General features: G+C 39.3%; 14 protein-coding genes, 4 tRNA genes and 1 pseudogene. 12 read left to right on the top strand and 7 right to left on the bottom strand.

The features are described from left to right. Positions 1-33: 33 nt before the first annotated feature. The 8 genes from mutY (at position 34) to ffh (ending at position 4,893) form a co-directional block, all read left to right on the top strand. Positions 34-1,176 carry an A/G-specific adenine glycosylase gene (gene mutY, locus HV560_RS03025; RefSeq protein ID WP_176812118.1) on the top strand — a complete coding sequence of 381 codons (1,143 nt, stop codon included), beginning with the start codon at positions 34-36 and terminating at the stop codon, positions 1,174-1,176. Between the two features lie 10 nt (positions 1,177-1,186). Further along, the gene (locus tag HV560_RS03020; protein WP_176807894.1) at positions 1,187-1,456 is read left to right on the top strand and encodes an oxidative damage protection protein; all 270 of its coding nucleotides are present in this window, start codon (positions 1,187-1,189) and stop codon (positions 1,454-1,456) included. Positions 1,457-1,474: 18 nt separating this feature from the next. Next, positions 1,475-2,572, top strand: coding sequence for a membrane-bound lytic murein transglycosylase MltC (mltC, locus tag HV560_RS03015; protein ID WP_159628915.1), 1,098 nt, complete (start codon positions 1,475-1,477; stop codon positions 2,570-2,572). 134 nt (positions 2,573-2,706) lie between these two features. Next, a tRNA-Phe gene (locus tag HV560_RS03010) sits at positions 2,707-2,782 on the top strand. Between the two features lie 5 nt (positions 2,783-2,787). Next, a tRNA-Asn gene (locus HV560_RS03005) sits at positions 2,788-2,863 on the top strand. 152 nt (positions 2,864-3,015) lie between these two features. Then, positions 3,016-3,091: transfer RNA gene (locus HV560_RS03000), tRNA-Phe, on the top strand. Between the two features lie 5 nt (positions 3,092-3,096). Further along, positions 3,097-3,172 (top strand) — tRNA-Asn (locus tag HV560_RS02995). A gap of 326 nt (positions 3,173-3,498) precedes the next feature. Beyond that, positions 3,499-4,893, top strand: a complete 1,395-nt coding sequence (gene ffh, locus HV560_RS02990; protein ID WP_176812117.1) for a signal recognition particle protein — start codon at positions 3,499-3,501, stop codon at positions 4,891-4,893. Between the two features lie 62 nt (positions 4,894-4,955). Here the strand turns inward: ffh and HV560_RS02985 are convergent, their stop codons facing one another. The 6 genes from HV560_RS02985 to fkpA form a co-directional block, all read right to left on the bottom strand. Next, positions 4,956-5,900, bottom strand: coding sequence for a hypothetical protein (locus HV560_RS02985; protein ID WP_176809360.1), 945 nt, complete (start codon positions 5,898-5,900; stop codon positions 4,956-4,958). Positions 5,901-5,961: 61 nt separating this feature from the next. Then, positions 5,962-6,234 (bottom strand): sulfurtransferase complex subunit TusB, encoded by a 273-nt coding sequence (tusB, locus tag HV560_RS02980; protein WP_176807891.1) that lies wholly within the window; start codon positions 6,232-6,234, stop codon positions 5,962-5,964. 9 nt (positions 6,235-6,243) lie between these two features. Further along, positions 6,244-6,615, bottom strand: a complete 372-nt coding sequence (gene tusC, locus HV560_RS02975; RefSeq protein WP_176812116.1) for a sulfurtransferase complex subunit TusC — start codon at positions 6,613-6,615, stop codon at positions 6,244-6,246. A gap of 1 nt (position 6,616) precedes the next feature. Further along, positions 6,617-6,994, bottom strand: a complete 378-nt coding sequence (gene tusD, locus HV560_RS02970) for a sulfurtransferase complex subunit TusD (protein ID WP_159628909.1) — start codon at positions 6,992-6,994, stop codon at positions 6,617-6,619. Then, positions 6,994-7,662: a helix-turn-helix transcriptional regulator gene (locus HV560_RS02965; RefSeq protein ID WP_159628908.1), complete on the bottom strand. Its 669-nt coding sequence runs from the start codon at positions 7,660-7,662 to the stop codon at positions 6,994-6,996. The genes tusD and HV560_RS02965 overlap by 1 nt, the downstream gene beginning before the upstream one ends. 99 nt (positions 7,663-7,761) lie before the next feature. Next, complete coding sequence (fkpA, locus tag HV560_RS02960) at positions 7,762-8,487, bottom strand: FKBP-type peptidyl-prolyl cis-trans isomerase (protein WP_176809364.1); 726 nt, start codon at positions 8,485-8,487, stop codon at positions 7,762-7,764. An 86-nt stretch (positions 8,488-8,573) separates the two neighbouring features. On the opposite strand from fkpA, the gene HV560_RS02955 reads away from it, so the two are divergent. The 4 genes from HV560_RS02955 to HV560_RS02940 all read left to right on the top strand — a co-directional run bounded on the left by HV560_RS02955 (position 8,574) and on the right by HV560_RS02940 (position 12,158). Beyond that, positions 8,574-8,795, top strand: coding sequence for a SlyX family protein (locus HV560_RS02955; RefSeq protein ID WP_159628906.1), 222 nt, complete (start codon positions 8,574-8,576; stop codon positions 8,793-8,795). A 53-nt stretch (positions 8,796-8,848) separates the two neighbouring features. Continuing rightward, positions 8,849-9,541, top strand: a complete 693-nt coding sequence (gene mtnN, locus HV560_RS02950; protein WP_176807889.1) for a 5'-methylthioadenosine/S-adenosylhomocysteine nucleosidase — start codon at positions 8,849-8,851, stop codon at positions 9,539-9,541. A gap of 133 nt (positions 9,542-9,674) precedes the next feature. Next, positions 9,675-11,009 (top strand): 30S ribosomal protein S12 methylthiotransferase RimO, encoded by a 1,335-nt coding sequence (rimO, locus tag HV560_RS02945; protein WP_176812115.1) that lies wholly within the window; start codon positions 9,675-9,677, stop codon positions 11,007-11,009. A gap of 9 nt (positions 11,010-11,018) precedes the next feature. After that, entirely contained in the window at positions 11,019-12,158 is a 1,140-nt protein-coding gene (locus HV560_RS02940) for a glycerate kinase (RefSeq protein ID WP_176812823.1), read from the top strand. A 71-nt stretch (positions 12,159-12,229) separates the two neighbouring features. Here the strand turns inward: HV560_RS02940 and HV560_RS02935 are convergent. Then, positions 12,230-12,598 (bottom strand): annotated as a pseudogene (locus tag HV560_RS02935) (orotidine 5'-phosphate decarboxylase / HUMPS family protein); the annotation flags it as partial. Between the last annotated feature and the right edge of the window lie 5 nt (positions 12,599-12,603).

Here is a 12,603-nt window from a genome sequence, read left to right as displayed (position 1 = left end):
TGATGATTTCTTTTTTCAATTTCAAGATTTTTAATGAGTAAGGATTCTGCACAATATCCATTGGCACAAGCGAAAGTGTCTGACCCATTTGCACAATCTGTATTGGCTTGGTTTGAGCAATATGGACGCAAGCATTTGCCTTGGCAACAAAATAAAACATTATATAAGGTTTGGCTATCAGAAGTGATGTTGCAACAAACCCAAGTGGTCACAGTTATTCCTTATTTTGAACGTTTTATTGAACGATTTCCAACTGTTACTGACTTAGCTAATGGCTCTATTGACGAAGTGTTACATTTATGGACGGGTTTGGGCTATTACGCTCGAGCGAGAAATTTACACAATGCGGCAGTGCAAATTCGAGATAAATTTGGTGGCGAATTTCCCACTCAATTTGATGATGTTCTGGCGTTGTCTGGCGTGGGAAGAAGTACAGCTGGAGCGGTGTTGTCTTCAGTGTTAAATTCCCCACACCCCATTTTAGACGGCAATGTAAAACGCGTGTTAAGTCGCTACTTTGCCGTTGAAGGCTGGGCTGGCGAAAAAGCGGTCGAAAATCAACTTTGGCGGTTAAGTGAACGTGTTACTCCCACCAAACAAGTGGCCGATTTTAACCAAGCAATGATGGATTTGGGGGCGATGATTTGTACTCGCACTAAACCGAAATGCCTGCTCTGTCCGCTACAAGAAAATTGCCAAACCAATGCAAGACAAGCGTGGGATAAATTCCCCGCAAAGAAACCGAAAAAAACCTTACCCGAACGCAAAGCCTATTTTTTAATTTTAAAAGCTGGCTCAAAAGTATTATTACAAAAGCGTGAAGAAAAAGGCATTTGGGGCGGATTATTTGCCTTTCCGCAATTTTCTAGTTTGGCAGAATTAGAAAAATGTGAACTTATGAATGATTTGAGCATTTCACAGCAATTAACTACATTTAGGCACACATTTAGCCATTTTCATTTGGATATTACTCCGATTTTAGTCGAGGTCAATTTGCAAAAAAAAGATAAAAAACTACCGCTTGTTGCCCAGGAAAACGCAGGAAATTATCTCTCGAGTATATCTTCAAAGGCTGATTATTGGTATGATTTCAGCCAACATAATGAAATAGGTTTAGCCACGCCAGTTAAACGCATTTTAGATGAGCTGGCGTTTAGCGTAACAAACAAAAATTAAGGATTAAATTATGGCTCGTACCGTATTTTGCGAATACTTAAAACAAGATGCCGAAGGCTTAGACTTTCAACTGTATCCAGGAGAACTCGGCAAACGTATTTTTGATACTATCAGTAAACACGCGTGGTCTGAATGGATTAAAAAACAGACGATGATTGTGAACGAGAAAAAACTCAATATGATGAATCCTGAGCATCGCAAGCTGCTTGAAGAGGAAATGGTGAATTTTTTATTTGAAGGTAAAGAAATCATTATTGAGGGCTATAAGCCAATCGGATAATTCAAGGTTAAATTCAAAATGAAAAAATATGCAAAATATTTGCCAATGCTGGCAATTATTCCCTTTCTTGTGGCTTGTGGTAGCAATAAGTCCTCAAGTGACAAGAGAACAAAATCTACCCGCATAGATTATTCAAAAGATACAAATGGCTTAGATATTTTAACAGGTCAATTTTCGCATAATATTGATGATATTTGGGGAAGTAGTGAGCTATTAGTTGCAAGTAAGAAAGACTATGTAAAATATACCGATAAATTCTACACACGTAGCCATATTTCTTTTGAAGAAGGGGTGATTACGATTGAAACTTTAGGCAATCAAAACCATCTTCGCAACTCCATTGTTCATACATTATTAATGGGTAGGGATCCTAGAGGGATCGACTTATTTTCATCAGGCGATGTGCCTATTAGCACAAATCCTTTCTTAAAAGGCCAGGTAAGAGATCAATTTTCGCGTGATATTACGAATGTAGCACTTGCAAATGATTTTGCTACCTATTTGCTACAAAATAAACTACAAACTCGCCGTTTAAAAAATGGTCAGACGGTAACTTATGTGACCATCAAAATGGTGGCGTGGCACGTTGAAGTACGTGCAAGACAATATTTACCACTTGTGCGTAGAATGGCTAAACGATATGGCATTGAACCAAGCCTCATTTTAGGGATTATGGAGGTGGAATCTTCTTTCAATCCTTATGCGGTAAGTTATGCTAATGCAATTGGTTTAATGCAAGTAGTACCCCGCACGGCAGGGCGTGATATTTTTGTGCGTAAGGGTATGAGCGGACAGCCTAGCCGTGAATACCTCTACAATCCATCAAATAATATTGATGCAGGAACACTCTACTTAAAGATTTTACGTGATGAATATCTAGATGGTATTGCCGATCCATTAGCGAAACGCTATGCGATGATTTCAGCCTATAATAGTGGTGCGGGAGCGGTATTGCGTGTGTTTAATTCAGACAAATACGCTGCAATCAATAAAATTAATGATCTTTCAGCCGATGCGGTTTATCGAATTTTAACGACCGCCCATCCTTCATCTCAAGCACGTAATTATTTAAGAAAAGTAACAACTGCGAGAGAGAAATATCAAAATATTCGATAACACATAAATTATGCTGTTTTTTAGCCGAAAAGTATAAAAAAAAAACACTTAAACCCAAGTTTTTTTAAATTCAGTAAAAAATGTTTGACGTTAGCAGGTGAAATCAGCATAATGCACTCCGCAAATGACGAGTTGCCTCGATAGCTCAGTCGGTAGAGCAGGGGATTGAAAATCCCCGTGTCGGTGGTTCGATTCCGCCTCGAGGCACCATCTATTCCTCCTTAGTTCAGTCGGTAGAACGGTGGACTGTTAATCCATATGTCGCAGGTTCGAGTCCCGCAGGAGGAGCCATATTACAAGCCCTGATGAGCAATCATCAGGGTTTTCTGTTTAGGAGTTTTGAAGCAAATTGCTCAATTTTTAGTATGATGTAGTCAAAAGTTAAATTTCCATTTGACGAAGCCTAAAAAAATCAGCATAATGCACCCCGCAAATGACGAGTTGCCTCGATAGCTCAGTCGGTAGAGCAGGGGATTGAAAATCCCCGTGTCGGTGGTTCGATTCCGCCTCGAGGCACCATCTATTCCTCCTTAGTTCAGTCGGTAGAACGGTGGACTGTTAATCCATATGTCGCAGGTTCGAGTCCCGCAGGAGGAGCCATATTATAAAGCCCTGATGAGAAATCATCGGGGCTTTAGCTTTTCTCTCGTTTTATAAAAATTTAAATCATTTTGTGATTTACTTCTCATTTCTAATACAAATTTGCAAATATCACTTCACTTTTATCTATAACTCGGAGTATCATTAACACACATTATAACAAGTAATAATGATTCCTCGAATATCGTCAAATTTTACGGCATAGCGTTAGGTTATGCCGTTTTTTTATCTCTATAATCCACTCACTTTTTTCTGTATAATGTTCGCAATTTATCGCTTACAAGCGGTTCTTTTTTTCTAAAAATTTGCAAATTGAGAAAATAATAATGTTTGAAAACTTATCCGATAAACTTTCCAAAACGCTGCGTCACATTACAGGTAAAGGCCGCCTAACCGATGATAATATTAAAGATACGTTGCGTGAAGTGCGTATGGCATTGCTTGAAGCAGATGTGGCTCTCCCTGTGGTGCGTGATTTTATTAACAAGGTTAAAGAGCGTGCGTTAGGCGTTGAAGTTAATAAAAGTTTAACCCCAGGTCAAGAGTTCTTAAAAATCGTTCAACGTGAATTAGAAGTCGCAATGGGCGAATCAAATGAAGAACTTAACCTTGCTACACAACCGCCAGCTGTTATCTTAATGGCAGGTTTACAAGGTGCAGGTAAAACAACCTCTGTTGGAAAATTAGCGAAATTCTTAAAAGAACGCCACAAGAAAAAAGTATTGGTGGTTTCTGCCGATGTTTACCGCCCTGCCGCAATTAAACAGCTCCAAACCTTAGCTGAAGCGTTAAATGTTGATTTCTTCCCAACCGAAACTAGCCAAAAACCAGTGGCAATTGCAGAAGCGGCACTTAAGCACGCAAAACTAAATTTCTTTGATGTATTGATTGTAGATACGGCAGGTCGCTTGCACGTTGATGGCGAAATGATGGCAGAAATCCAGCAGATTCACGCCGTCCTTAATCCAGTAGAAACGCTCTTTACTGTTGATGCAATGACAGGTCAAGATGCGGCAAATACCGCCAAAGCCTTTAACGAAGCCCTGCCATTAACTGGGGTAATTTTAACCAAAGTTGATGGCGATGCGCGTGGTGGTGCGGCACTTTCTATTCGTCAAATTACAGGCAAGCCAATTAAATTCTTAGGTGTGGGCGAAAAAACCGATGCTTTAGAACCTTTCCACCCTGATCGGGTGGCTTCTCGCATTCTAGGTATGGGCGATGTGATGTCTTTAATTGAAGATATTCAGCGTTCAGTCGATCAGGAAAAAGCCGAGAAAATTGCTCAAAAATTCAAGAAAGGCGATGATTTTACCCTTGAAGATTTCCGCGAGCAGCTTATTGAGATGAAAAAAATGGGCGGTATGATGTCAATGCTGGATAAGTTACCTGGTGCAAAAAATCTGCCCGAACACGTTAAAAATCAAGTTGATGATAAGATGTTCGTTAAAATGGAAGCCATCATCAACTCTATGACGTTAAAAGAACGTGCTCATCCTGAGATTATCAAAGGTTCACGTCGTCGCCGTATTGCATTAGGTTCTGGCACACAAGTGCAAGATGTGAATAAACTGCTCAAACAGTTTGACGATATGCAACGTATGATGAAAAAAATGCGTAAAGGTGGAATGGCTAAAATGATGCGTGGTATGAAAGGTGCTCTCGGCGGACTTGGCGGTGGCGGTTTGGGCGCACTCGGCGGAATGTTTGGAAAACGCTAATCATCAACAAGCGGTTGATTTTGTAAAAAATATTGCAAAATCGACCGCTTGTATTATATAAATTAGAAAATTGCTTCTAAACGTAAAAATGTGTGAGCAAAGTGCTTACGATTTCCATCTTTATTATTGTAGAAGCTGATTTCTGGTTGAACAAAAACCCAATTACTCCAGAGTGGCTGGCGATAGGTAACAAATGGCCCCCAATAATTCAGTTTGGATACATTTTTATCTAAACGCCCCCCCATACCAATACCATAAGTGATATGTGTAAGTGGCTTTAAGCTGTGCTGGCGGTAGAGACTATTTCCCCAGCTTTTCTCTTCATCTACATCGTGACGATATTCAAAATTCGTATGATTCATAATGAACGTCGTCTCATTTTCTGTATATTTATTTTCAAAGTTGGTGCGTAAGTAGTGCTTACTTTCCGTACCGTAACGGTAGATTTGTTCTAGGCGAGTGCTAAATTGATCGGTAATTTGCCAATTTTTGCTGATGCGTAAACGTCCGAAAATATCACTACCTGAACGAATACCCGCATCTAAATCAGTATCAATTCCTAACGATTTGATACCATCAGACCAGCGTAGTCCAATTGATGCGTTGGAATCACGTGCTTCGCGAGAATTATAATGTTTTTTAGGATCCACATTTTTGTATAATTTTCCAACGTAGTTTTTATCTGTTAATTCGTTATCCAGCTCGTCATCACCAAATACCACATTTAAATGTTTCTTTAAAACAGGCAGTTTGATTTTACCACGCACACGAGGCTTAGCTGAAAATTTATCGAATTTATTCCAACTGCTATCTAATATCACACGCAAAGAAGCCGTGCCAGGTTTATCCGGATCGGCATCACCTAGCCAACTATTAATATTATTTGCCCAATGATCTAATGTATTGCTGGCTTTGGTATGTTGTTTGTCTATCCAAGTTGTATTATTTTGTGCAGTGGCAAACACTGGTGCCAGAGCAAGTAATGAAACAAGATATTTTGTCTTCATTGTAAGTCCTCCTTTAAGGTAGCCACATCATAATCCAATTTATTTGCTATGACAAAGGAAATCACACCTCAACTTGAGGGTAGTAAACTTCACTTAACTTAACAAATTCTGATAATGAAATGGTATGAAATTCAGAAAGTAATGGTTGCAGCCCTCTTGCGATAACATCTTTCTCTAAAAGATAACAACGGGGCAAATTTGCAAAAAATTGTGGATTTTTGACAGCTTGTAACACGCCATCTTGCCATAAAATAACAGCATCGTTGTCATTTACATAATTTAATAAACTCAGCGTTTCATCATTATATTGTGCTTTGGAGAGCGTATAAAGCATCGGTATTCCTTAAAAAGTCATCACTTTTTCTGCTTGGCTAAGTAATATGAGTATTTCAGATTGTGTTTTAAATTGAAGATGTGGCAATACCCAATTCGTATGCTCTAATCTACGCAAATTCACGCTCTCTTGGCATACAAAACACTCATTAAGATCGTAGAGATCTAATAATTTAAAAGTAGAAATATGATCTTTTTGCAAAATTTGCTCTGGCTGCTGGTTTGAAACCAAATTAAATACACCATCATTTATAAAGCAGATAGCGATCTCTTGCTCATCACAAAACGCACTCGCCGCAAGTAGGGCATCTAATCCTTCACGGCTCATTGCCGATCCAAAAGGGGGCCGTGTAAATAGAAAAGCGATTTTATATTTTTTCATTTTAAAATGTGAGCACTCTGTCGGCTTTTAATACAGCTTGGCTGAATTCGCCCAGTCCTGCAAGGGTAAATCCTTGAGCTAAATTAGTTGTTGAAATAGCTGTAGTTTGTTCATCCACCACGCCCCTACGTTGAGCAGCAGCAATACATAAATGCAGTTGCAAGCGGTGTAATTCGGCTAATTTTTTCCATTTTAGGACTAAATTAATTTCATCACTTGCTGGATTAACCAACGCATTAGCATTGCTCACCCCTTCTTGAAAAAAGAATACTTGGCGAATGATATGTTTTGCTTGCAATAACTCTTCCGCCACTTGATAGGCTAAAAACGCCCCTTGCGATCCATAAACGGGTGATTTTACCGCTAGAACATACTCCATTAATCGCTATCTCCATTTTCTGGCTGCTTGATTTGGCGAATATAGAGATAAACCGTATGGCGAGAAATCGCTAATTTTTCTGCCACTTGGTTAATTGCATCTTTAATATCAAAAATGCCTTTTTCAAACAGCGAAATCACAATTTGGCGATTTTTATTATTGTTGGAAGTATTGCGATCTACCATAACATCATCAATGGTTGTTTGAATCGTTTGAGCAACTAAATCTTCTATTGAGCTTGCAAAAGTCACATCTGCAGCTTCATCTTGTGGGGCAATAAAAGAAGCCAGAAATTGCGAAGTCGGCACGTCTAAATTGATATTAATGCACAATAGTCCGATAACGTGCTGCTTACCGTTACGAATAGCCACCGTGATCGATTTCATCAACACACCACCTTTCACCTTCGTGAAATACGGTTTAGAAACGCTATCGGTTGCCATATGATGCAATGATTTTAGTGCTCGATCGTTAATGGGCGAACCAATTTTACGATTGGTGTTATGTCCGTTTGCTATGTAAATAGCGGAATGTTCAAGAAATTCTAATGAATGCAACACTATCTCGCAATGCTCACCAATAAGCGCGGCAATGCCATCTACAATCGGAAAATAGGACGCCAGAATGGCATGATCTTCATCAGAAAAAGGGGTGAATTTTTTGGTCATAATACAAATTACAAGCGGTTAGTTTTATTACATTTTTTGCAAATCTTATAATAAATCTAACCGCTTTTGTAGGTTCAATGATTAGGCTTTTATGCCAAATTATTTTTTGGCTTCTGCTGCTTTGAAATCTAATAATTCAATTTCAAATTTTAAGGTTGAATTTGCTGGAATTTTGCCAGCTGTACGCTCGCCATAACCCAATTTAGGTGGAACAACAATTTCCATTTTGCCACCTTTTTTCAACATCGGAATAGCTTCAATCCACGCAGGAATTAATTGATTTAATTGAAATTCAATCGGCTCACCACGCTCATAAGAGCTATCAAAAACGGTGCCATCTGTTAAAGTGCCTTTATAGTGAACTTTAACGGTATCTTGTGGTTTTGGCGATTCGCCTTCGCCTGCTTTTTCAATTTTGTATAACAAGCCCGAAGATGTTTCTTTCACACCTGACTGTTTTTTATAATCAGTGCGGAATTTATCACCTGCGGCAACAGTTACTTTAGTTTTTTCTTCATTAATTTGAGCTTCTTTTGCTGATAAATAAACATCTAAAGATTTTAACTGCTTTTGTAAATCTTCATCCGTCAATTTACCTGTTTTCTTTAACGTATCTTGTACACCATCTAAAATTCTATCTTGATTATAGGTAAAAATTTCTTTTTGTGATTCAATTACACCATTGATATTTTTACCCATTAATACGCCAACCGCATAAGATGACTCATCAATAAACTTTGGATTAGCTTTTTCTTCAGCCATTGCATTTGTTGCCAAAACAGCACTTGCAATAACGGCAATTGCAGATAACTTAGTTTTTAACATAATTTTTCCTTATAAAAATAACTGTTAAGAAGACGCTAGATAGGGTAAAGTGTAATTTCATTTCACACAACCTTTTTTTCACTAAAATGGATAATAATCGTACATTATCGGCAAGAATTACCGAGTTGGAAACGAAAGTTGCCTTCCAAGAACAGATTATCGAGGAATTAAATCAAGCATTAATTGAGCAACAATTTTCGATAAATAAACTACAAACCCAAATTCGCCATATTGCTGAAAAATTAAAAGGGGTACAGATAAGCCCAGTTGCCTCAAGAGCTGAAGAAACGCCTCCGCCTCACTATTAATATGGTTAAAGTAGCATTTTTAATTAAATAAGAAGTATAGAGAAAACGAAATAATGAAAATTGGTATTATTGGTGCAATGGCACAAGAAGTTGAAATTTTACGCAATTTAATGGTCGATCCGAAAACGACTGAATTAACCAACTGTAAAATTTATGAAGGAAATATAAATAACACTTGTATCGCATTATTACAATCGGGCATTGGTAAAGTATCTGCAGCAATGGGAACAACCTTACTTATCCAACTTACTCAACCCGATATAATTATTAACACAGGATCTGCTGGTGGCTTGAATCCAACCTTAAATGTGGGTGATATTTTAATTTCAACCGAAGTACGCCATCACGATGTTGATGTAACCGCATTCGGCTATGAGATCGGACAATTACCACAAAATCCCGCAGCATTTAAACCAAATGAACAATTAGTCAAATTAGCCCAAAAAGAAGCCAAAAAAGCAGGCTTTAACGTCGTTTCAGGTTTAATTTGTAGTGGCGATGCCTTCATTAATGGCAACGAAAAAATCAACGAAATCCGCCAAAATTTTCCAAATGTGGTGGCAGTGGAAATGGAAGCCGCAGCAATTGCACAAGTTTGCCACGGCTTTAATGTGCCATTTGTCATTGTTAGAGCTGTTTCTGATGTGGCAGATAAAAAATCTCATCTTTCCTTTGAGGAATTCTTACCTTTAGCCGCAGAGAAATCATCTGCTATTGTGCTGGCAATGCTTAACGATATTAATTAACTATTTGCAAAACTTTATTAAAAAATAACCGCTTGTTATCGCTATTTGCGGCAAATTTTTGTAAAATCTCGCTCGTTTTTTGCCTACAAGACAAAAGTTGTAGGCATTTTCTTTTTTAATTGTTGAGAGTTATATGAGTGATTCCCCAAATATTGGTTTTATCAGCTTAGGCTGCCCTAAAAATTTAGTTGATTCCGAACGTATTTTAACCGAGCTACGTGCTGACGGTTACAACATTATTCCAAGCTATGAAGACGCGGATTTAGTGATTGTAAACACCTGTGGTTTTATTGATTCTGCAGTGCAAGAATCACTTGAAAGCATTGGCGAAGCATTAGAAGCAAATGGAAAAGTGATCGTAACTGGCTGTTTAGGGGCAAAAGAGAACCAAATTCGCGAAGTTCACCCCAAAGTGTTGGAAATTACAGGCCCACACAGCTATGAAGCGGTAATGACTCACGTCCATAAATATGTACCAAAACCTGAATTTAACCCATACACCAGCCTTGTGCCAAAACAGGGGGTGAAGCTCACGCCGAAACATTACGCCTACTTAAAAATTTCAGAAGGCTGCGATCATCGTTGTACTTTCTGCATTATTCCCTCAATGCGTGGTGATTTGGCAAGCCGCCCTATCGTGCAAGTGTTAGATGAAGCCAAACGCTTGGTTGATGCTGGTGTAAAAGAGCTGTTAATCGTCTCTCAAGACACTTCAGCTTACTCATTAGATCGTAAAAAAGAGGCTGCAACCAAAACCGTTTTCTGGAATGGTATGCCAATAAAAAGCAACTTAATGACACTGTGTGAGCACTTAGGCTCAATGGGGGTTTGGGTACGCTTGCATTATGTTTATCCATATCCCCACGTAGATGATTTAATTCCTCTGATGGCGACAGGAAAAATTTTGCCGTATTTGGATATTCCACTGCAACACGCTAGCCCGAAAATTTTAAAAGCGATGAAACGCCCAGGCTCAATTGAAAGAACGCTTGAACGTATCAAAAAATGGCGTGAAATCTGTCCAGAATTAACGCTACGCTCAACATTTATTGTCGGCTTTCCAGGTGAAACAGAGGAAGATTTCCAACTGTTACTTGATTTCTTAAAAGAAGCACAGCTTGACCGTGTCGGTTGCTTTAAATTCAGCCCTGTAGATGGTGCGGTTGCAACCGATATGCAAGATCAAGTGCCCGAAGAAGTAAAAGAAGAACGCTTTCACCGCTTTATGCAATTACAACAACAAATTTCAGCCAAACGTTTACAAACAAAGATCGGTAAAACGTTACAAGTCATTATTGATGAGATTGATGACGATGGTATTGTAGGACGCTCAATGGCGGATGCCCCAGAAATTGATGGCATGGTCTATGTGGATAACCTTGAAAATAAAGCGGTAAGCGTTGGTCAAATTATATCCGTCACTATTACCAATGCAGATGAATATGATCTATGGGGAACGCTTAACTAAAAAGAAATGATGAAGATTGTAATTGCTCCCGACTCATTTAAAGAGAGCCTGACCGCTTTAGAGGTGGCGAAGGCTATTCAAACGGGGTTTTCCCGCATTTTCCCGAATGCTGATTATGAGCTTGTACCGATGGCAGACGGTGGCGAAGGCTCGGTACAATCGCTGATTGATGCTACCAACGGCAATTTGCAAAAAATCAGCGTAAAATCACCGCTTGTAAACCAAGTTGAAGCCTTTTTCGGGCTATCAGGTGATAAAAAAACGGCTTTTATTGAAATGGCCGCGGCAAGTGGCTTACATCTTGTGCCAAATGAACAGCGAAATCCACTGATTACCACCAGCTACGGCACAGGCGAGCTGATTAAAGCAGCGCTCAATTGTGGCGTGGAAAAAATCCTTCTCGGCATTGGTGGCAGTGCGACAAACGATGGCGGAGTAGGCATGTTGCAAGCCTTAGGGGTAAAATTCCTCAATGCGAAAAAGCAAGAAATCGACTTTGGAGGCGAAGCATTAAGTCAAATCCAGCAGATTGATTTAAGCGGCTTAGACAAACGTTTATCTCAAGTCGCTTTTGAAGTCGCCTGTGATGTAGATAATCCGTTATGTGGCGAGCAAGGGGCTTCTGCCATTTTCGGACCGCAGAAAGGGGCAACGCCTGAAATGGTGGAAACCTTAGATAATGCTCTCCGCCATTTTGCTGAGCAAGCTCAAACACAACTTGGCGTTGAAATTGCGGATAAAGCAGGAGCAGGGGCAGCAGGTGGAATGGGTGGCGGTTTATTACTGCTACCAAATGTTACACTTCGCTCAGGCGTGAACATTATTATTGAAACCACTCATCTTGCCGAAAAAATAGCTGATGCGGATTTAGTGATTACAGGTGAAGGCAGAATGGATGCCCAATCCATCGCAGGTAAAACCCCGATTGGCGTTGCCAAAATCGCCAAGCAGTTTAATAAACCTGTAATTGCGATTGCAGGCTCACTGAGAGAGGATTATCCTGTGGTTTATCAACACGGCATTGATGCGGTTTTCCCGATTATTCGCCAACTCAATAGCCTTGAAGAAACCCTCAAGCTCGGTAAAGAAAATCTGATTTCAGCTAGCGCAAATGTAGCAAGAGTATGGAAAATGGCAACTGCTAAATAAGCCCATTTTCAAGGAATAAAAAATTGAGTTCTAGCAGATAGTTAGAACTCAATTTCTTTTATAGAGTCTCATTAACTCCAGTATTTATTGATTTCAGCACGAATTGCCTCGGCAGTTTGTTTACCCTTTTCACCCACTAAAGCACGACCTGCAATAAAGGCTTTGGCATTTTTGATCTCTTTGAATAAGTGAATATCTTCTGGCACGATACCGCCAGTAATAGAGACTTCAATGCCTAAGTCAGACAACTGTTTCATCAATTCAATATCTTCATCTGTCCAGCTTTTACCTGCAAGCTCTGCATCACGGGAACAGTGGTAGATAGCTTGAGTAACACCTAACTCCACCCACTCTTTGGCGTCTTTTTCGACTGTCCAGTTACCATAGATTTCAATTTGGATCTCTTTTTTCACTTTAAGTTCTGGGTAATAGGTATTGAAGCTAT

This window comes from Mannheimia pernigra (assembly GCF_013377995.1).
Classification (GTDB): domain Bacteria; phylum Pseudomonadota; class Gammaproteobacteria; order Enterobacterales; family Pasteurellaceae; genus Mannheimia; species Mannheimia pernigra.
Note: the sequence above shows the minus strand (reverse complement) of the source record. Positions and strands in the feature narration are given on the sequence as shown.